At 64.8% G+C, this 19,826-nt stretch carries 21 protein-coding genes and 2 tRNA genes; 12 read left to right on the top strand and 11 right to left on the bottom strand.

What is annotated here, in order from left to right; genetic code table 11:
• Positions 1 to 72: 72 nt before the first annotated feature.
• Positions 73 to 162 (bottom strand) — tRNA-Ser (locus tag ACOI1H_RS17105).
• A gap of 221 nt (positions 163 to 383) precedes the next feature.
• Here ACOI1H_RS17105 and ACOI1H_RS17100 point away from each other — a divergent pair.
• The 7 genes from ACOI1H_RS17100 to ACOI1H_RS17070 all read left to right on the top strand — a co-directional run bounded on the left by ACOI1H_RS17100 (position 384) and on the right by ACOI1H_RS17070 (position 6,795).
• Positions 384 to 1,250: an SPOR domain-containing protein gene (locus ACOI1H_RS17100; protein ID WP_422439052.1), complete on the top strand. Its 867-nt coding sequence runs from the start codon at positions 384 to 386 to the stop codon at positions 1,248 to 1,250.
• A 22-nt stretch (positions 1,251 to 1,272) separates the two neighbouring features.
• Entirely contained in the window at positions 1,273 to 2,475 is a 1,203-nt protein-coding gene (locus ACOI1H_RS17095; protein WP_422439051.1) for a D-alanyl-D-alanine carboxypeptidase family protein, read from the top strand.
• The gene (gene tmk, locus ACOI1H_RS17090) at positions 2,472 to 3,083 is read left to right on the top strand and encodes a dTMP kinase (protein ID WP_422439050.1); all 612 of its coding nucleotides are present in this window, start codon (positions 2,472 to 2,474) and stop codon (positions 3,081 to 3,083) included. Before ACOI1H_RS17095 ends, tmk begins: the two co-directional genes overlap by 4 nt.
• Positions 3,080 to 4,213, top strand: a complete 1,134-nt coding sequence (locus ACOI1H_RS17085; protein ID WP_422439049.1) for a DNA polymerase III subunit delta' — start codon at positions 3,080 to 3,082, stop codon at positions 4,211 to 4,213. The genes tmk and ACOI1H_RS17085 overlap by 4 nt, the downstream gene beginning before the upstream one ends.
• Before the next feature lie 8 nt (positions 4,214 to 4,221).
• Positions 4,222 to 5,007 (top strand): TatD family hydrolase, encoded by a 786-nt coding sequence (locus tag ACOI1H_RS17080; RefSeq protein ID WP_422439048.1) that lies wholly within the window; start codon positions 4,222 to 4,224, stop codon positions 5,005 to 5,007.
• The gene (locus ACOI1H_RS17075) at positions 5,004 to 5,798 is read left to right on the top strand and encodes an MBL fold metallo-hydrolase (protein WP_422439047.1); all 795 of its coding nucleotides are present in this window, start codon (positions 5,004 to 5,006) and stop codon (positions 5,796 to 5,798) included. Before ACOI1H_RS17080 ends, ACOI1H_RS17075 begins: the two co-directional genes overlap by 4 nt.
• A gap of 67 nt (positions 5,799 to 5,865) precedes the next feature.
• On the top strand, positions 5,866 to 6,795 hold the full coding sequence (locus ACOI1H_RS17070; RefSeq protein ID WP_422439046.1) for an AEC family transporter: 930 nt from the start codon (positions 5,866 to 5,868) through the stop codon (positions 6,793 to 6,795).
• Positions 6,796 to 6,805: 10 nt separating this feature from the next.
• Here the strand turns inward: ACOI1H_RS17070 and ACOI1H_RS17065 are convergent, their stop codons facing one another.
• From ACOI1H_RS17065 to ACOI1H_RS17035, 7 genes are all read right to left on the bottom strand, one after another.
• Positions 6,806 to 8,035: an ABC transporter permease subunit gene (locus ACOI1H_RS17065; protein ID WP_422439045.1), complete on the bottom strand. Its 1,230-nt coding sequence runs from the start codon at positions 8,033 to 8,035 to the stop codon at positions 6,806 to 6,808.
• Between the two features lie 3 nt (positions 8,036 to 8,038).
• Entirely contained in the window at positions 8,039 to 9,727 is a 1,689-nt protein-coding gene (locus ACOI1H_RS17060) for an ABC transporter permease (RefSeq protein ID WP_422439044.1), read from the bottom strand.
• A gap of 1 nt (position 9,728) precedes the next feature.
• Positions 9,729 to 10,016: a DUF1330 domain-containing protein gene (locus ACOI1H_RS17055; protein WP_422439043.1), complete on the bottom strand. Its 288-nt coding sequence runs from the start codon at positions 10,014 to 10,016 to the stop codon at positions 9,729 to 9,731.
• A gap of 72 nt (positions 10,017 to 10,088) precedes the next feature.
• Entirely contained in the window at positions 10,089 to 11,195 is a 1,107-nt protein-coding gene (locus ACOI1H_RS17050; protein WP_422439042.1) for an extracellular solute-binding protein, read from the bottom strand.
• A 76-nt stretch (positions 11,196 to 11,271) separates the two neighbouring features.
• Positions 11,272 to 12,366, bottom strand: coding sequence for an ABC transporter ATP-binding protein (locus tag ACOI1H_RS17045; protein WP_422439041.1), 1,095 nt, complete (start codon positions 12,364 to 12,366; stop codon positions 11,272 to 11,274).
• Positions 12,367 to 12,505: 139 nt separating this feature from the next.
• Positions 12,506 to 12,778 (bottom strand): hypothetical protein, encoded by a 273-nt coding sequence (locus ACOI1H_RS17040; protein WP_422439040.1) that lies wholly within the window; start codon positions 12,776 to 12,778, stop codon positions 12,506 to 12,508.
• A gap of 143 nt (positions 12,779 to 12,921) precedes the next feature.
• Positions 12,922 to 13,008, bottom strand: a tRNA-Leu gene (locus tag ACOI1H_RS17035).
• A gap of 284 nt (positions 13,009 to 13,292) precedes the next feature.
• Between ACOI1H_RS17035 and lipB the strand changes: the two genes are divergently transcribed.
• Positions 13,293 to 13,988 (top strand): lipoyl(octanoyl) transferase LipB, encoded by a 696-nt coding sequence (gene lipB / locus ACOI1H_RS17030; RefSeq protein ID WP_422439039.1) that lies wholly within the window; start codon positions 13,293 to 13,295, stop codon positions 13,986 to 13,988.
• On the opposite strand, the gene ACOI1H_RS17025 is transcribed toward lipB, so the two are convergent.
• A complete protein-coding gene (locus ACOI1H_RS17025; RefSeq protein WP_422439038.1) occupies positions 13,976 to 14,368 on the bottom strand; it encodes a hypothetical protein in 393 nt (130 codons plus the stop codon). The two genes, lipB and ACOI1H_RS17025, sit on opposite strands and share 13 nt — an antisense overlap.
• 291 nt (positions 14,369 to 14,659) lie before the next feature.
• On the opposite strand from ACOI1H_RS17025, the gene ctaD reads away from it, so the two are divergent.
• Positions 14,660 to 16,333, top strand: a complete 1,674-nt coding sequence (ctaD, locus tag ACOI1H_RS17020) for a cytochrome c oxidase subunit I (RefSeq protein ID WP_422439037.1) — start codon at positions 14,660 to 14,662, stop codon at positions 16,331 to 16,333.
• 52 nt (positions 16,334 to 16,385) lie between these two features.
• Complete coding sequence (locus ACOI1H_RS17015; protein ID WP_422439036.1) at positions 16,386 to 16,796, top strand: ASCH domain-containing protein; 411 nt, start codon at positions 16,386 to 16,388, stop codon at positions 16,794 to 16,796.
• Positions 16,797 to 16,805: 9 nt separating this feature from the next.
• On the opposite strand, the gene ACOI1H_RS17010 is transcribed toward ACOI1H_RS17015, so the two are convergent.
• Positions 16,806 to 17,252: a GNAT family N-acetyltransferase gene (locus tag ACOI1H_RS17010; protein WP_422439035.1), complete on the bottom strand. Its 447-nt coding sequence runs from the start codon at positions 17,250 to 17,252 to the stop codon at positions 16,806 to 16,808.
• 124 nt (positions 17,253 to 17,376) lie between these two features.
• Between ACOI1H_RS17010 and ACOI1H_RS17005 the strand changes: the two genes are divergently transcribed.
• The gene (locus tag ACOI1H_RS17005) at positions 17,377 to 17,865 is read left to right on the top strand and encodes a DUF2244 domain-containing protein (RefSeq protein ID WP_422439034.1); all 489 of its coding nucleotides are present in this window, start codon (positions 17,377 to 17,379) and stop codon (positions 17,863 to 17,865) included.
• Between the two features lie 150 nt (positions 17,866 to 18,015).
• On the opposite strand, the gene ACOI1H_RS17000 is transcribed toward ACOI1H_RS17005, so the two are convergent.
• Positions 18,016 to 18,480: a GatB/YqeY domain-containing protein gene (locus tag ACOI1H_RS17000; protein WP_422439033.1), complete on the bottom strand. Its 465-nt coding sequence runs from the start codon at positions 18,478 to 18,480 to the stop codon at positions 18,016 to 18,018.
• A gap of 160 nt (positions 18,481 to 18,640) precedes the next feature.
• Between ACOI1H_RS17000 and carA the strand changes: the two genes are divergently transcribed.
• Positions 18,641 to 19,804, top strand: coding sequence for a glutamine-hydrolyzing carbamoyl-phosphate synthase small subunit (gene carA / locus ACOI1H_RS16995; protein WP_422439032.1), 1,164 nt, complete (start codon positions 18,641 to 18,643; stop codon positions 19,802 to 19,804).
• Positions 19,805 to 19,826 lie beyond the last annotated feature (22 nt).

Below are 19,826 nucleotides of genomic sequence, written 5' to 3'. Positions count from 1 at the left end.
AAATTTATTGGTGGGACTATTGGTGGGATAAGCCCCGCCACCACCAAAAAACACAGCAATAACATAGGGGTCTGGCGGAGGCTCAGGGATTCGAACCCTGGGAGGGCTCACACCCTCGCCGGTTTTCAAGACCGGTGCATTCGACCACTCTGCCAAGCCTCCGCGACGGGGGCGTCATACTGCGCTGCAACGGCGAGGTAAAGTGACTTCACGCTTTGGGGAAATCCTCGCAGCCCGCACCCGGCGGCCTTTCAAAACCGCCACCTTGACGCTAGTGTTCCGCCAATAGCGGACGACCCCGGTCGGGCCGCGCGGCCGGGTGCCTGTCGTTCAAGGCCGTATGAAACGGTCGGACAGCACCCCGAAACGACAAGGGGCGAGCAATGGCGGACATTCTGCGGATCACGGCGCACAGCATTTCCATGCGGCGGTCGACGTGCCTCGTGGTGGTACTAGCGGCTCTGACCCTGTCGGCCTGTGACAGCATGGGCGGCGGCATGGGGGGCACCGGGGCCGCCGATGCGGTGGCGACCGATGGCATGTCGCTTGTCGAACGCGATATCGAGGCCCCCGAAGTCTTCTCGCTCAACGAAACCGGCCTTTGGGACGGGCGCCCGTCGCTGGGCGGTGTCTGGGTCGCGCATCCCAGCGTGACCGACCCGGAGAGGGTTATCATTCGCAATTCCAGCAACGGCAAATTCGTCATCGGCGCGCTGTTCCGGCGCGAGCTGGAAAATCCCGGCCCTGCGCTGCAGGTCTCCTCCGATGCGGCCGAAGCCCTGGGCGTTCTGGCAGGGTCGCCGACCACCCTGAGCGTCATCGCCCTGCGCCGTGAGGAAGCCCCCGCGCCGACCGAAACGGCGATCACGGATTTCGACGCGCCCGAGGTCATCGAAGCAACGCCGCTGGACGCCGCCCCCGCCGTGACGACCGATCCATTGCCCGCAGCCGGGGCTCCCGTCGATAGCGCGGCCGTTGCGGCCCCGGTGAACCCACCGGCAGCCGAGGCATCGGCACTCGAGAAGCCGTTCATCCAGATCGGCATCTTCAGCATCGAGGCGAATGCGGAAACCACCGCCGAGCGGCTGCGTGGCAATGGACTGTCCGCAGATGTCCTGGCGCAGGAAAGCCAGGGCAAGTCCTTCTGGCGCGTTGTCGTCGGCCCCGCCCCCACCGAAGGCGACCGCGCCGCGGTCCTGAGCGCGATCAAGGGCCTCGGCTTCCCGGATGCCTACGCCGTTACCAACTGACCCCTGCCCGGAGCGTTCTGCGATGTTTTCCCTAACCCGCCCCCTGATCCTGCTGCTGCTGTGCATCAGCGCCGGTGCCGCCTCTGCGCAGGCATTCAACACCAAGGCCCGCGCTGCCTATGTTCTCGATGCGACAACGGGAACGGTCTTGCTTGAAAAGAACGCCGATCAGCCGCTGCCGCCGGCCTCCATGTCGAAACTGATGACGATCTACATGGCATTCGAGGCGGTGGCCGACGGACGCCTGCGCATCGATGAGGAACTGCCCGTGTCGGAACACGCGGCCAGCTACGACGGATCGAGCATGTTCCTTGACACCACCGACCGCGTGACGGTCGAGGATCTTTTGCGCGGCGTTATCGTGCTGTCGGGCAACGATGCGTCCGTCGTGCTGGCAGAGGCGCTGTCGCCGGACGGGACCGAGGCCGGCTTTTCCCGCATGATGACCGACCGCGCCCGTCAGATGGGCATGACCAATTCAACCTTCCTGAACGCCAACGGCTGGCCCGCCCCCGGCCATGTGATGTCGATGCGCGACCTCGGCACGCTGGCGGACCATCTGATCACCGATTTTCCGACCTTCTACCCGATCTTCGCCGAGCAGGAATTCCTGTTCGACGGACGTGTCCCGTCGAACTCTCAGAACCGCAATCCGATCCTGGGCCTCGGCATCGGTGCCGACGGACTCAAGACCGGCCACACGATCGAGTCCGGATATGGTCTTGTCGGATCGGCCAAGCAGGACGGGCGACGGATCATCTTCGTGCTGTCCGGCATGGAAAGCACGGCCGAGCGGCGCGAGGAATCCGAGAAGGTCGTGAACTGGGCCTTCCGGCAATTCGCCCAGAAGGACGTGGCGAAGAAGGGCACGGTCATCGCCGACGCGGATGTCTGGATGGGTGACGCCACGCAGGTCGGTCTGACCGTGGCCGAGGACCTTTCGCTGCTGATCCCCGTGCTGCAACAGGACGAACTGCCCGCCGACGTCGTCTATGACAGCCCGGTCAAGGCCCCCATCGTCGCTGGCGAACAGATCGGCGAACTGGTCATCCACCTTGAGGGGATGCCGGAAAAGCGCATCCCTCTGGTCGCCGACCGCGACGTGCCGCGTGGCGGGTTCATGCCCCGGATGAAGACGGCGGCAGGCGTGATCATGGGCAAGATCACCGCAGCCACCGCCAGCGAAGAGGTCGAAACCCCGGCAGAGGCCGCGCCCCCCGCATGACCGCAGCGTCGCGGTTCATCACCTTCGAAGGCATAGACGGGTCCGGCAAATCCACCCAAGCACGCCTGCTGGCGGATCACCTGCGCGGAATCGGTCTGCACGTCGTCCTGACCCGCGAACCCGGCGGCAGCGCCGGGGCCGAGGAGATCCGCCAGCTTCTGCTGACCGGCGACCCGGATCGCTGGTCGGCGCAGACCGAAATCCTGCTGTTCACCGCCGCGCGCCGCGATCATATGGAAAAGACGGTGCAGCCCGCGCTGGACGCCGGGCAGACCGTGATTTCGGACCGTTTTGCCGACAGCACCCGCGTCTATCAGGGGGCCACGCGCGGCGATCTGCGTCACATGGTCGATCAGCTGCACACCCTGATGATCGGACGCGAACCCGATTTGACCTTCATCATCGACATGGACCCCGCCAAGGCACTGCGACGCGGTCTGGCCCGCAGCAGCGGAGAGGACCGGTTCGAGGACATGGGGCTACGGTTCCAGGAAACCCTGCGACACGGTTTCCTGACGCTGGCCCGTGATAACGGCGACCGCTGCGTCGTGATTGACGGCGACCGCGATGCCGCCGCCGTCGCGTCGGAAATCCGAGCGCATCTGTGACCGATGCCCCCGAATCCGACCGGATCGCAGGCGCGCCGCATCCGCGCCACACGCCGGTGCTCTACGGTCAGGATAGCGCCGTCGCGGATTTCCTCGATACGTGGAATGCAGGCCGCATGCACTCCGGCTGGCTGATCACCGGTCCGCGCGGCGTGGGCAAGGCGACGCTGGCGTGGAAGATCGCGACCTTTCTGCTGGCCGACCGTCCGGCGGACGCGGGCCTCTTCGGCGATCCGCCGCCCGTCACGGCGCTGGCCGTCGATGCCGAGAATCCCGACGCCCGCCTGGTTGCGTCTGGCGCACATCCGGGCCTGTTCGTGCTGCGCCGTGTCCTGAACAAGGAAGGCTCTGCCCTGCAGCAGGACATCACCGTGGCGGCGCTGCGTGGCCATGATGACGGCGACAACAAGCTCAAGCAGTTCCTTCAGATGTCGGGCACGTCGGGCGGTCAGCGCGTCGTCATCATCGACGCCGCCGACGAGATGAACCCGACCGTCGCCAACTCGATCCTCAAGCTGCTGGAAGAGCCGCCCGCCCGCACGACATTCCTGCTGATCGCGCACCAGCCTTCGCGGTTGCTGCCGACCATCCGGTCCCGCTGCCGCGTGCTGCGCTGCGCCCCGCTGTCGCCTGACGACCTTGGCGCCGCCCTGACCCAGGCGGGCTTTGGAACAGAGGCTACCGAGGCGCTTGCCACCCTGTCAGCCGGGTCCGCCGGTGACGCCGTGCGCCTTCTGGCGCAGGACGGCCTTCAGCTTTATGCGCAGATCATCGGCCTGTTCACCGGTCTGCCCCACCTTGACCGCAATGCCGCGATCAAGCTGGCCGAAAGCTGTGCCGGCCGCACCAACGACACCCGTTTTGCCTTGACCCTCGACCTGATCGACCGCTTTCTGGCCCGTGCCGCCCGCGCTGGCCTGCTGGGAGAGCCGACGTCGCAGGGCACCGCAGGCGAGGCGCGGCTTCTTGCCCGCCTTGCACCGCACGATCACGCCGCCCGCGCCTGGGCCGATCTGCAACAGCGCGCGTCGGCCCGCGCGCGGCATGGGCGGGCGGTCAACCTTGACCCCGCGGCGCTGATCCTTGATATGGTCCTGAGCATCGAACAGACGGCGCTTTCCACTGCCTGAGGCCCCCCATGACATTGCCCGCCCTCGTCGACGCCCATTGCCACCTGGATTTCCCGGACTTCGACGATGAACGCGACGCGGTGATCGCCCGCGCGCGCGCCGCCGGTGTCACGCGCATGGTCACGATCTGCACGAAACTGCAAAACGCCCCCCGCATCGCAGCCATCGCCGACGCCCACGACGGCATCTTCTGGGCCGCCGGCGTGCATCCGATGAGCGTTGGCGACCACGCCCCCGTCACGGTAGACCAACTCGTCGCTCTGGCGCAGCACCCCAGGATGGTCGGCATCGGCGAAACCGGCCTCGACTACCACTACACCGCCGATACGAAGGCCTCGCAGCAGGACAGCCTGCGTCTGCATATCGAGGCTTGCCGCCAGACGAAGCTGCCGCTGATCATCCACGCCCGCGACGCCGATGCCGACATGGCCCGAATCTTGACCGAGGAACATGCGGCGGGGGCCTACACCTGCATGATGCACTGTTTCTCCTCCTCGCGGGCCTTGGCAGAGGCGGCGCTGGCGCTCGACTTCTATCTGTCGATGTCCGGCATCGCGGCCTTCCCGAAATCGTCGGACCTGCGCGCGATCTTTGCCGATGCACCGCTGGATCGCATCCTCGTGGAAACCGACAGCCCCTACCTCGCGCCACCACCGCACCGGGGCCGCCGCAACGAACCGGCCTACACGGCCCACACGGCTCAGGTCGGTGCAGACACCTTCGGCATCACGCTCGATAGCTTTGCAAAGGCCACCTCAGCCAACTTCGATCGCCTGTTCTGGAAGGCCGCATGACCTATCGCTTCACCATCCTCGGCTGCGGATCGTCGGGCGGCGTGCCCCGATTGGGCGGTCACTGGGGCGACTGCGACCCGACCAACCCCCGCAACAGCCGCCGTCGCTGTTCCCTGCTGGTCGAACGCGACGGTCCGGATGGCACGACCCGCGTCCTGATCGACACCTCGCCCGACATGCGCGCGCAACTGCTGGACGCCGGCATCGGGACGCTTGACGCTGTCGTCTACACTCACCCCCATGCGGACCATGTCCACGGTCTCGACGATCTGCGCATGATCGTGTTCAACATGCGCAAGCGCCTCGACATCTTCGCCGATGCACCGACGGCACAGGCCCTGCGCGACCGCTTCGGCTACGCGTTCGAGACTCCGGACGGCTCTGCCTATCCGCCGATCTGCGACCTGCGCCCGATCCGCGGCGACGTCATCGTGCATGGTCCTGGCGGACAGATCACCCTGACCCCGTTCCAAGTGGCGCACGGCACGATCCCCGCCCTGGGCTTTCGCGTCGGCGGCATGGCCTACCTGCCAGACGTCTCGGACATTCCCGGCCCTGCCTGGGACGCCCTGTGCGACCTCGATATCTGGATCGTGGATGCCCTGCGCCGCACGCCGCACCCCAGCCATAGCCACCTGAGCCAGACGCTGGACTGGATCGCGCGCGCGCGGCCGACGCAAGCGGTCCTGACCAACATGCACGTCGACCTCGACTACGCCACGCTGCGCGACGAACTTCCCGCAGGGATCATCCCGGCCCACGACGGCCTGACCCTGACGCTGCCCGCCTGATCCTTCATCTGGCCTGCTAAACTCCCGCCGGAGGCATCCGCCCCCGCACCCATGCGAAGGCCTGTCCATGACCGATCTGCTCGACGTCATCCTGCCGGTCTTCCTCGTCATCGGCTTCGGATATGTCGCCGTCTGGAAAGGCCTTTTCAGCGACAGTGGCGTCGACGGGCTGATGCGCTTCACCCAGACCTTCGCGATTCCCTGCCTGCTGTTCCGCGCGATCGCGGGGCTCGACCTTGGCCAGAACTTCGACGCGGCCCTTCTGGCGACATTCTATACCGGGGCCGCAATCTGCTTTTTTGTCGGCATGATCGGCGCGCGGGTGCTGTTCAAACGTGACTGGGAGGATGCAGTCGCCATCGGCTTCTGCGCGCTGTTTTCCAACACGCTGCTGCTGGGACTGCCGATCACCGAACGCGCCTACGGCACCGAGGCGCTGCGCTACAACTATGCGATCATCGCGCTGCATTCGCCCTTTGGCTACGCCCTCGGCATCACCGCGATGGAGATCGTGCGCAACCGCGGCGGTGCCGCGCGCGATCTGCCGGCCAAAGTCCTGAAAGCGATGTTCCAGAACGGGCTGATCATCGGGATCAGCCTTGGCCTTGTGGTGAACCTGACCGGTCTGCCCCTGCCCGGCGTGCTGACCGACGCCATCGACCTCATGGTCCGCGCCGCCCTGCCCGCCGCCCTGTTCGGGTTGGGCGGCGTGCTGTACCGCTACCGGCCAGAGGGCGACATGCGCGCGATCCTGTTTGTCGTGGCGATCAGCCTGATCCTGCATCCCGCCATCGTCTGGATGCTGTCCGGCGTGTCCCGGCTCAGCGTGCCGGAATTGCGCTCTGCGATCCTGACCTCGGCGATGGCACCCGGGGTCAATGCCTACGTCTTCGCCAACATGTATGGCAGGGCGCGGCGCGTGGCCGCCAGTGCCGTCCTGATCGGCACGGGTGCCTCGATCCTGACGGTCTGGGGCTGGCTTTACGTCCTGCCGTAACCCTCTCTGGTTACCCCGGCGACATGCCCCGCAGTCGTTCCGACCGGCGCCGCAGCAGCTCCACCACCGTCAGCAGGATGATCGAGACGACGACCAGGATCGTCGCCACCGCAAGGATGGTCGGGCTGATCTGCTCGCGCAGGCCGGTGAACATCTGCCACGGCAGCGTCTTTTGCGCCGCCGCACCGACGAACAGCACCACGACCACCTCGTCGAACGACGTGATGAAGGCGAACAACCCGCCCGAGATCACGCCCGGCAGGATCAGCGGCATCTGGATCTTGAAGAAGGTCGTGACCGGGTTCGCCCCCATGTTCGCTGCCGCCCGCGTCAGCGACTGATCGAAGCTGACCAGCGTCGCCGTCACCGTGATGATGACGAAAGGCACACCCAGCGCCGCATGGGCGAGGATCACCTTTATGTAGCCCGTTAGGTCCTTGGACATGCCCAGATAATTCTCCATGAACAGGCCCAGCTGGCTGTAGAAGAAGAACATGCCGGTGGCCGAGATGATCAGCGGCACGATCATCGGAGAGATCAGGATCGCCATGATCGCACGGCGGCCGGGGACATGGGACTGCGACAGCCCGATGGCCGCCAGCGTGCCGAGCGTCACCGAGATGATCGTGGCAAAGGGCGCGATGATCAGCGAGTTCTTCAGTGGTTGCAGCCAGGCGTCGTTGGTGAAGAAGTCACGGTAATGCTTCAGGCTGTAGCCGGCGGGGTCGAGCGCCAGCATTTCGGGCGTGAAGGTAAAGAAATTCAGCGCGTTGAACGACAGCGGGATGATCGTGATGATCGGTGCGATCAGAAAGAAGAAGATCGCGCCGCAGATGAACTTGAACCCGTTGTGCCACAGCACCTGGCCCGATGTCGCATAGGCCGGGACGCCGCGCCGGTAGTCGCCGGTATCGAGCCAATAGATCGCCCAACCCAGCAGCGCGCCCAGGATGACGCCACCCAACACACCGGGGAAGCCACCGGCGAGAAAGCCGAGTGCCGCGCACACCAGCGTCGCGGTCCAGCGCCCGGTCCTGCGCGGCAGGAAGCGGGTCAGCACGAAAGCCAGCACCGTGGCGATCACGGCCCCGATGATCGCACCTTCCAGCGGACCAAGGCCCGCCGCCTGCCCACCGACGAAGCCCAGCAGCGCCCCGAAGGCCGCGACCAGCGGCAACGTGAACGTCGTGAAGGGATGCAGCGGTTTGCCCCTCTCAGGGTTGAAGGCAACAGAGGACATGGTTCAGCCTCCCAGCTTGACGTTGTCGATGCCGACGATGCGGTCGTAGGCCCAGTAGAAGGCCAGCACGATCACCAGCAGGATCGCACCCAGGGCCGCCGCCAGCCCCCAGTTGAGCGAGGTCGAGATGTGGTAGGCGATCCGGTTCGAGATGAAGACACCCTTGGTGCCGCCCACGATTTCCGGCGTGATGTAGTATCCGATGGCAATGATGAACACGAGGATCGAGCCCGCCCCGATGCCCGGCACGCTTTGCGGGAAGTAGACGCGCCAGAACGCGGTCCAGTTCGTTGCACCCAGCGACTTTGCCGCGCGCAGGTAGGACGGCGGGATCGTCTTCATCACCGAATAGAGCGGCAGGATCATGAAGGGCAGCAGGATGTGGGTCATGGCGATGATCGTGCCGGTCGCGTTGTTGATCAGCGCAAGGCGACCGCCGTCGGACACGACGCCGATCCAGACCAGCAGGTCATTGATGACGCCTTGATCCTGCAGCAACACCTTCCATGCAGAGGTCCGCACCAGCAGTGATGTCCAGAACGGCAGCAGCACGAGGATCATCAGCAGGTTCGCCTGACGGCTGGGCAGGTTCGCCAGCAGCCAGCCGATGGGATAGCCCAGCAGGATGCAGGACAGCGTGATCGCCGTCGACATGATCAGGGTGCGGACGAAAAGGGTGGCATAGATCCGCTCGTTCTCGGGTCGCTGCGCGATGCCGTCCGGGGTCAGTTGCAGGTCGGCGGCGTTCAGAAAATAGCCCGCGGTATAGGGCGCGCTGTAGGTCTGGATCGTGCGCCAGACCTCAGGGTCGTTCCAGCTCTTGTCCATCTCGGCAAAGGTCGCCTGCACGTCTTCGGTCGCGAAACCCGGCACCGCCGCCTGCGCTGCGGACAGCAGCGCCGCATGGGGAAAGTCGTCGGGAATCGCCGCACCGGTCGACAGATCGTCGTAGAGGGCCAGATAAACCGCGTTCCAAGGCTGTTCTTCGGCAGGGTTGTCGTCGTCCTCGACCTGCACCACGCGCGCAAAGTCGCGGTAGATACCGGCCGTCTGCGGCAGCACGTCATCCGCGCCGCCGGCCAGCCGAAAAGTCGGACGCGCCCCTTCGCCATCGTAGTCGGCATTGGCGTCCAGCCAGCGCGGGCCGGCGAACATGTCGATGAAGGTCTGCGGATCTTCCCATGCGGGGTCGAGCGTCACGAACTGTTCCGCATAGCCTTCGCCGATATCCTCCACGTCGCGGCCCGATTTGCGGAACAGCGACGAGATTCCCGAGACTTCGTAGTTCAGACGAGAGCCGAGCCGGGTGTGGTTCTTTTCCTCCGCCGCGACCATCATGTCCTTGGCAAGCGCGGTGTAGACCGGCGGGCCGGGCAATTCGGTCTCGTCGGGGTTCCAGTCGGCCAGCACGCGCACCGTGCGCGGCAGGGTATCGCCGACGATCTGGTTCTCGACCGACCGGAACAGCATCTCGCCGATCGGATAGATGAAGGTCACGATGATGAAGATTAGCAGCGGCGCGATCAGCATCAGCGCGCGGCGCTTCTGCCGGCGCAGCGCGCGGTGCAGCGATGTCTTCAGCGGCGTGCCGTCAGCGGCCAGCATCGGACCTGGCTTGTCCGACTGCGCGATCTTCAGTCCAGTATCGGGCGTCACGCCGGTCAGATCGTCGGGTCCAGTTGCCGATGTCATCTCAGACACCCTCGACAAGAATGATCGTGCTATCCGCACAGCGGCGGCGAATGTCGGCGACCGCTTGATAATCGGGGTCGCTATAGGCAGCTTTCGCGGCCTCATAACTGTCGAATTCAATGACGACATGACGGCCCATCTCGGTGCCTTCTGGCGTCTCGCTTGTGCCGCCGCGCACGATGAAGCGGGCACCGTGCGATTGCAGGATCGGCGTGTCGCGGGCGACGTATTCGGGATACCCCTCGGGGTCAGTCACCTTGATATGTCCGATGATGTAACCTTTTGGCATCGTCTGCGTCCTCGTCGGGGATGGTGGGGTCGGGGCGGGCCATGCCTGGCCCGCCCCGCGTTCATGGCCGGATTACTGGGACAGCCACGCCTGGAACTTGGCATCCAGATCGTCGCGGTAGTCGGACCAGAAGCCATAGTTCGTCACGAAGACGTTCGTGGCGTTGGCCGGGTCGGTCGGCATGTGCTCTGCCATCGCGATGCCCAGATCGGCGTGGTTGCCGACCAGCGGGGCTGAGGACGCACGCGCCGGGCCATAGCTGATGTAGGCGGCCTGATCGGCCAGGCGCTGGGTGTCGGTCGCGAACTTCAGGAAGTCCATGACGCGGGCCAGACGATCCTCGGGCAGACCTTCGGGGACGACCCAACCGTCGAAGTCCAGCATCTGCGCGTCCCACAGCATGCCGATCGGCTGATCCTGTTCGGCGATCGCGCTGAACAGACGGCCGTTGTAGGTCGAGCCCATGACGACTTCACCGTCGGCCAACAGTTGCGGCGTCTCGGCACCGGCGGTCCACCAGACGACATCGTCCTTGATGGTATCCAGCTTGGCGAAGGCCTGCGTCTGACCGTCTTCGGTCGCCAGCACGTCGTAGATCTCGTCCTTGGCCACGCCGTCGCACAGCAGCGCCCATTCCATATTCGCCAGCGGACGCTTGTTCAGCGCGCGTTTGCCCGGATAGGTTTCGGTGTCGAACAACGCGCAGATGTCGGTCGGAGGCGTCTCGCCGACCATGTCCGTGCGGTAGCCAACGGTGGTCGAGAACACGATCTGCGGGATGTAGCAGTCGGACACGAGGCTGTCACCGAAGTCGTCGGTCGGTGTCGACCCGTCGTCACCGGGGGCCAGCGCTTCGTCCACGTCGATCTCCATCGCGAGACCTTCGTCGCACAGACGGATGCCGTCAGCGGCTTCGACGTCCACCAGATCCCAAGTGATGTTGTTCGCTTCGTTCATGGCGCGCAACTTGGCCACAGCCTCGGGCGAGGATTCGTCCCAGACGACGTTCACTTCGGGGTGCATCGCCACATAGGGTTCGACGTAGGCCTTCAACTGGCTGTTCTGGTAGGCACCGCCCCAAGACACGATGGTCATGTCGTTGGACATCTCTTGCGCAAACGCGCCGGTCGCGGCCAGCGACAGCGCTGTCGTCGCGATAAGTGTGGTCTTCAAGGTCATAGATAATCTCCCGTTTGGTTACCCGGTGTTGTGTGTGTCGGGCCATGCCGCCGGGCGCGGCAGACCCTGTTCCACATCAGGCGTCGAGCGCGCGGCAGTCCCGCGGCAGCCAGCCGATGTCGATGGTGGTGCCCGGCGTCAGTTTGACCTGATCGGGCGAATTGCGTGTCTTGATGATGAAATTGTCGATGCCGGCGACGCGCAGGCGCGTGCGAAAGATGTCGCCCATGTAGATGAACTCCAGCACCTCGGCCTTCAGCGTATGGGCGTTGGGTCCAAGCTTTCGGGTGTCGACCTCCACCCGCTCTGGCCGGATGCTGACCTTCGTGCGCTCGCCGATCTTGCTCACGTTGACCGGGACCGCGTCGATGACCTCTCCGCTGTCCAGCTTCACGACGCAGGTGTCGCCGCTGATTTCCGCAACAACGCCGTCCAGCGTGTTGTTTTCGCCGATGAATTGCGCAACGAAGCTGTTCTGCGGCTGCTCGTAGAGTTGGTCCGGCGTGGCAAGCTGCTGGATACGGCCGTTCTCGAACACGGCGACGCGGTCCGACATGGTCAGCGCCTCGGTCTGGTCGTGGGTCACATAGACCACGGTGATACCCAACTGGTGCGCCAGATTGGTGATCTCGAATTGCAGGGTTTCGCGCAACTGCTTGTCCAGCGCACCCAGCGGTTCGTCCATCAGTACCAGTTCGGGTTCGAACACCAGGGCACGGGCCAGCGCGATGCGCTGCTGCTGCCCGCCCGAAAGCTGCGACGGACGCCGCCCCGCGAATGATCCCATCTGCACCATGTCGAGCGCGCGCTTGACCTTCTGCTGCTGGACGTCCTTCGACATCTTGCGGACCTGCAACGGAAACGCGAGGTTTTCAGCCACGGTCATGTGCGGAAACAGGGCGTAGTTCTGGAACACCATGCCGATACCGCGCTTGTGCGGGGGGATATCGTTGATCGGCTTGCCCGCCAGCCGGATATCGCCGTGGGTCGCCGTCTCGAACCCGGCCAGCATCATCAGGCAAGTGGTCTTGCCGGACCCCGACGGTCCGAGCATGGTCAGGAACTCACCCTTGGGCATCGACAGGTTCAAGTCCTTCACGACGAGGCTTTCACCGTCATAGCTCTTTTGAACGTGGTCGAATTCCACGAAAGCGGTGTCGCTTTGCGCCACGCCAGTCTCCCCGTTGTCTCCGGCGGGTTTTCCCGCACTCTTCAGGTTGGGAATAAAGCAACCGCCCGTCTGAAACGCAACCGGATTCCCGGAGCGCGCATGAAACACACGGAATGGAGGGATTTCGACTAGTTTGGCATCACTTTACAGAACAACTGCCCGCAAATGCGCCAAACAAAGCGGCGATGGCGGAAGTGCCTGCAACCTGTGCGGCACTGCCACCCACGACATGACGGGCCGCGCTCGCGCCGATGGCCGCATCAGCACCGCGCAACTGGTCGGGAAACAGCGGCAGCAACGCGCGCAGAACGGGCGGGTTCATCACCGCAAGGGCCTGCGGACCGGTGCAGGAACTCTCGGTCGGCACGCCGTTCGACAGGGCGTTCTCATGGGTATCGAACAGCAGGTGCATGCAGGTCGAACGGTTCCCGATGCGGGCGTTGCATCATATGAGAAGGCCCCGGATTCGTCGCCGTTGACTGCACCGCCGACAGTCCGAAAGGGCAAGCACGACAGCTTTGACGTTATACGCATTTAGGGAGTCAGACGATGCGCTGGTGCGGTCGGGGGGACTCGAACCCCCACTCCGGTTAAAGAACAGCGACCTCAACGCTGCGCGTCTACCAATTCCGCCACGACCGCAAGCCAGGGCATGGGCCGCTTGCTAGACAAACTCCCCTGCCGCATCAAGCCCAAATCGTAGGGCCACCGCGGCATCGTCGCCCGGCTGCCGGTCGCCCTGCCCGCACAAACTGGAATGTCACCGTTGCGGCTTGAACATCGTCCTGCTGTCCTCATGCTTGGCAGCGGGCGCGCGATTGCCTATCCCTGCACCATGACGATATTTGGCCTCAGCTTCGCCTCGCCGCCAATCATGGGCCGCGCTGCCGTCGGCCAACAGGCGCGACCTGCGAGCGCCCGACGCGATGCCGCCAACGCCCCAAAGGGCGGGTGAAACCATGGTCGAATGGATCACGTCGGACACACCGGTGGCTTACCCGGACTCGCTGTCCTTCATGGAACGCCGTGCCGAGGCGATTGCCGCCGGCACGGCCAGCGAGGCGATCTGGCTGCTCGAGCATCCGCCGCTTTACACGGCCGGGACGTCGGCCAGACTGTCCGATCTGGTCGATCCCGACCGCTTTCCGGTCTATGAGGCCCGGCGCGGCGGGCAATACACCTATCACGGGCCCGGCCAGCGCGTAGCCTACGTCATGTTGAACGTCGGCCAGCGGGGCCATGACGTGCGGCGCTTCGTGCAGGAACTCGAGGCATGGATCATCGCGGCGCTGGCGCAATTCAACGTCGACGGACAGGTGCGGCAGGGGCGTGTCGGCGTCTGGGTCGCGCGGCCCGATCTGCCACGCACGGCAGACGGAACCATCCGAGAGGACAAGATTGCGGCCATCGGCATCCGTCTGCGGAAATGGGTGTCGTTCCACGGCATATCGATCAATGTCGAGCCGGACCTGAGCCATTTCGACGGTATCGTTCCTTGCGGAATTCGCGAACACGGCGTCACCAGCCTCGTCGATCTTGGCCTGCCGGTGACGTTGGCAGATGTCGATGTCGCGCTGAAGCAGACGTTCGGTCAGGTCTTTGGCGACTCTCAGCCCTGCTGATCGTCGATATGCGGCACGTCGGGGCGGGTGGCGGTCAGCACATCCATCACGTTGCCATCGCCGTCTGCGGCGCTGCAGGCTTCCTGCTGGACACGCGCAGTCTCACCGGGCATCGGCGGCGGCGGCAGGATCACGCTGGCCGGGTCGATCCCGGCATCGAGAAGGACTTGCGGGTCAAGCGGAGCAGCGTTGGCCGTCTGCTCCTCCAGCAGACCCTCCACGACGGCGGCGATCGCATTCCTGCGACCGTCCTCCATCGCCAGATAGTCAGCGCAGTTGACCTGCGGCAGGTCTGCCTGCGCCGGCAGTGCCGTCGGGACAGCGAGGGTGGCGAAACCGCCAAGGGCGGCGATCAGGACGAAGGACGTGTGTCGGGTCATGCGGGCGATCCTATGTCGAAAAGGGCCTGACCGGATGGTCGGCGATCTGGTGGGGCGGTCTAGCGATCCTTTGCGGCATCATTATGACCCCCCTGTCCGCGTCGTTGCACGGCCTGACAGCAGGCGCGCTTGCGGTCCGGGGGTCCCCCACCCTGCGCCAATTTATCCCACACCGGGCCTGCCTTTGAATGTTGCGATACGGCGTCGGACACACTAGAACCGCGCCTAAGCAGGATGCGGGGCACAGACTCGCGCCCCTGCATCCGTAGCCAATCTTCGAGGGAGAGCCACATGGCAGACGCCGCCATTCACGGCCATGACCATCACGACGAGCGGGGGTTCTTCACCCGCTGGTTCATGTCGACCAACCACAAGGATATCGGGATCCTGTATCTGTTCACCGCGGGGGCCGTCGGCTTCATCTCGGTGGCCTTCACGGTGTTCATGCGCCTTGAACTGATGGAACCCGGCGTCCAGCACATGTGCATGGAAGGCGCGCGCCTGTTTTCGGACGCGGCCAGTGCCTGCACGCCCAACGGGCACCTGTGGAACGTGCTGATCACATACCACGGCATCCTGATGATGTTCTTCGTCGTGATTCCCGCGCTGTTCGGCGGCTTCGGCAACTACTTCATGCCGTTGCAGATCGGCGCCCCGGACATGGCGTTCCCGCGGATGAACAACCTGTCCTTCTGGATGTATGTCGCGGGTACCTCACTTGGCGTCGCGTCGATGCTCGCACCGGGCGGCAACGGTCAGCTCGGCTCTGGCGTCGGTTGGGTCATGTATCCGCCGCTCTCGACATCCGAAGGCGGCATGTCGATGGACCTCGCGATCTTCGCCGTCCACCTGTCCGGCGCCTCGTCGATCCTGGGCGCGATCAACATGATCACGACCTTCCTGAACATGCGTGCCCCCGGCATGACGATGCACAAGGTGCCGCTCTTCTCGTGGTCGATCTTCGTGACTGCGTGGCTGATCCTGCTGGCGCTTCCGGTTCTCGCCGGTGCGATCACGATGCTGCTGATGGACCGCAACTTCGGCACCACTTTCTTCCAGCCCGAAGGCGGCGGCGACCCGATCCTGTATCAGCACATCCTGTGGTTCTTCGGTCACCCCGAGGTCTACATCATCATCATCCCCGGCTTCGGCATCATCAGCCATGTCATCGCGACCTTTTCCAAAAAGCCGATCTTCGGCTACCTGCCGATGGTCTATGCGATGGTCGCGATCGGTGTTCTGGGCTTCGTCGTCTGGGCGCATCACATGTACACGGTCGGTCTGTCGCTGACGCAGCAGTCCTACTTCATGATGGCGACGATGGTCATCGCGGTCCCGACAGGCGTCAAGATCTTCTCGTGGATCGCGACGATGTGGGGCGGGTCGATCGAGTTCAAGACCCCGATGCTCTGGGCGATGGGCTTCCTGTTCCTGTTCACCGTCGGTGGCGTCACTGGCATCGTACTCAGCCAGGCCGGCATCGACCGCGTGTATCACGACACCTACTATGTCGTGGCGCACTTCCACTACGTCATGTCACTGGGTGCGGTCTTCGCGATCTTCGCGGGCATCTACTTCTACCTGCCCAAGATGTCGGGCCGGATGTATCCCGAATGGGCCGGCAAGCTGCACTTCTGGGCGATGTTCATCGGCGCGAACATCACCTTCTTCCCGCAGCACTTCCTGGGCCGCCAAGGCATGCCGCGTCGCTACATCGACTACCCGGAAGCCTTTGCGCTGTGGAACTACGTGTCGTCCATGGGGGCCTTCCTGTCCTTCGCGTCGTTCCTGTTCTTCATCGGCGTGCTGTTCTACACCCTGTTCCGCGGTGCCCGCGTCACCCAGAACAACCCGTGGAACGAATGGGCCGACACGCTGGAATGGACCCTGCCCTGCCCGCCGCCCGAACACACGTTCGAGCAGTTGCCAAAGCAAAGCGACTGGGACAAGGAACACGCCCACTAGACCACAAGGCCCCGGAGAATTCCGGGGCCTTTCACTTTCCGGATGCCCGACCATGACCGATCTCCTTGCCGATCTGCGCCAACGCCATCCCGATGCCGTTACCTTCACCTTGGGCGACAGCGCGGCACTTTGCGCGCAGCTGCTTTCGCTGGTCATCAGCGGGGCCAAGACCGCGACCTGCGGTGCCTTGCGCGACTTCGATGCAGGCGAGCCGCTGCCGGAACCCGGCCGCCGCGACATCGCGCTGCACTGGGACGGTACCCCCGCCTGCGTGATCGAGACGCAGCAAGTGGTGACCGGCCGCTTTGAGGATGTCACCGCCGCCATGGCCCTGGCCGAAGGCGAGAATGACGACCTCGCCGGCTGGCGCGACGACCACAGCCGCTATTTCGCCCGCAATGGCGGTTTCGCGCCTGACATGATGGTGGTCTGGGAACGCTTCGCCCTGATCGAGGTCTGTTAGAGCTTTCTGTTAGAGCTTGATGTCGTAGGTGACCCAGGGGGTTTCCACGGCAACGCGGTCGTAAATGCTGCGGGCGCGGGCATTGTCGGCTGCGGTGATCCAGCGGATCACCGACCACCCCCGCGCCTGCCCGATGTCGCGCAGGCCTGCGATCAGCGCCTCGGCCGCGCCCTTACCGCGCAGGTCCGGATCGACGAATAGATCGTCCAGAAACCCACCCGTCCTGGCCGACAACGGCCGCGCAAACGCGCGAAAATGTGCCAGCCCGATGACGCTGCCGTCCGCAGCGCAGGCCACAAGACCTTCGGTGCCGTGACCGTCGTCCATCAGCCAGTGCCAGACCGTGTCCCGCATCGCTGCCGTCTGATCGACGCGGTAGAACGCGGCATATCCCGCATAAAGCCTGTCCCACACCGCCCGGTCATCCAAGGCCACCGGCCGCACCATCACCTCCATCGTGATCCCTCTCGCTGCATGTGGTTTCCTCGCATATCGGCGGCTTCCGGCCAAGACGCCAGTTTCACCGCACGCGACCAACCGGCGCAGTTGCCAGACCCCAAAGCCCTGCTAGAACACGAGCATGCCTTATGAATGGTCGCCCCACCCCCCGCATGACACCCCGGACTGGAGCCTGGCGCTCTGGCCTTACCGGTCGCTGCTGCGTCGCGATTTCGTGCTGTTCATGGGAGCCACGGCCGCGATCATCACACTGCCCTTGCTGACCGTGCTGGGCACGGCCGTGCTGTGGGGACTGCTGCCGTTTTTCGCGATCGCCTTTACCGGCCTTTGGTTCGCACTGAACATCAGCTACCGCCGCGGCGAGGTGCTGGAAGAATTGCGCGTCACCGCCGACAGCGCCCACCTGACCCGCCACAATCCCACTGGACTGCGGCAGGACTGGCAGGCCAACCGGCACTGGGTCAGCGTGCATCTGCACCCCAAGGGCGGCCCAGTGGAAAACTACATCACCCTGCGCGGCGGCGACCGAGAGGTCGAGATCGGCGCGTTTCTGGATGCCGCCGAACGACTGGTCCTCTACGATGACCTCAAGCGTGCGCTGCGCCACTAGACCGGCTGCCAAGGCCAGGCCGTCATCGACAGGTCAGTTGCGGTCCAAGGCAAAACCGGGACGCATCCGCCCCTTTTTCTGGTCAGAAATACCCTGGGGTCCGGGGCAAAGCCCCAAAAAGGGGTGGGCGGGCGGGGCCCGCCGCGCCGGTCACTCCAACCGGTCCTTGACCATCGGCCCGACCCGGCCGAAATCCATCTGGCCCGTGTATTTCTCCTTCAGCGCCGCCATGACGCGGCCCATGTCGCGGATGCTCTCGGCACCGGTGTCGGCGACGGCGGCATCGACGGCGGCGGCGGTCTCGGCTTCGTTCAACTGGCGCGGCAGGAACTCGCCGATCACCTTGATCTCGGCCAGCTCCTTCTCCGCCAGCTCCAGCCGCCCGCCTTCCTCGTAGGCCCGTGCGCTTTCCTGGCGCTGCTTGACCATCCGGCCCAGGATCGCCAGCACGTCATCCTGGCCCACGACGGCGCCTTCTTCCGCGCCGGTGCCACGCAGGGCGATGTCGCGGTCCTTGATGGCGGCGTTGATCAGCCGCAGGGTGGACAGGCGGTCCACCTCCTTGGCCTTCATCGCGTCCTTGAGTGCTGCGGAAAGTCGCTGTCGCACGTCCATATGTCTTGTCCCGTCCTGAGGTCGGCGCAACATAGGGACCGCTGACATGAGAGACAAGCCGCAGCGACGCGGCGTTACGACCCCTGCCTTGACCCCGTCCTGCCGCCCCCGTAAGACGGCACGAATTTGCGCGCCCGCACTGCCATGAAGGGGACCCCGAATGACCATCGCCGACACCGCAAAACCCACCGCCTGTCTGGCCCTCGCCGACGGCACGGTCTTCTATGGCCGCGGCTTCGGGGCCACGGGGCAGACCACGGCAGAGCTCTGCTTCAATACCGCCATGACCGGCTATCAGGAGATCATGACAGACCCGTCCTATGCCGGTCAGGTCGTGACCTTTACCTTCCCGCACATCGGCAACACCGGCGTCAACGCCGAGGATGATGAGACGGCAGATCCCGTCGCGGCCGGTATGGTCGTGAAATGGGATCCGACCGAGGCGTCGAACTGGCGCGCGACCGAGGAATTGACGACATGGCTGGCCCGGCGCGGCCGGATCGGCATGGGCGGCATCGACACGCGGCGCCTGACCCGCGCGATCCGCCAGCAGGGCGCACCGCACGTCGCCTTGGCCCATGACCCCGACGGCAACTTCGACATCGCGGCCCTCGTCGCCGCCGCGCGCGGGTTCGCGGGGCTGGTCGGCCTCGATCTGGCAAAGGACGTGACCTGTGCGCAATCCTACCGCTGGGACGAGATGCGCTGGGCCTGGCCCGACGGCTACACCAGGCAAGATGCGCCGAAACACAGGGTCGTCGCCATCGATTACGGGGCCAAGCGCAACATCCTGCGCTGCCTCGCCTCGTCGGGCTGCGACGTGACCGTGCTGCCCGCGACCGCGACTGCCGAGGACGTGCTGGCCCTGAACCCCGACGGCGTCTTCCTGTCCAACGGCCCCGGCGATCCGGCTGCGACAGGGGTCTATGCTGTCCCGACGATCAAGGGCGTTCTGGCGCAGGTCGACGTGCCGGTCTTCGGCATCTGTCTTGGACATCAGATGCTGGCTTTGGCGCTGGGGGCGCAGACGGTCAAGATGAACCACGGTCATCACGGCGCCAACCATCCGGTGAAGGACATGACGACCGGCAAGGTCGAGATCACGTCGATGAACCATGGCTTTACCGTCGACAGCCAGACCCTGCCCGCCGGCGTCATGGAAACCCATGTCAGCCTGTTCGACGGGTCCAACTGCGGCATCGCTCTGTCGGACCGCCCGGTGTTCTCTGTCCAGTATCACCCAGAGGCGAGCCCTGGCCCGCAGGACAGCTACTACCTGTTCGAACGGTTCGCAGCCGCCATGCAGGCCCGCAAAGCGCTCTGAATTCGCTCGGATTAAGCATTCG

This window comes from Loktanella sp. DJP18, from assembly GCF_049310965.1.
Classification (GTDB): Bacteria; Pseudomonadota; Alphaproteobacteria; order Rhodobacterales; family Rhodobacteraceae; genus Loktanella.
This window is presented reverse-complemented; position numbering and strand designations above follow the sequence as displayed.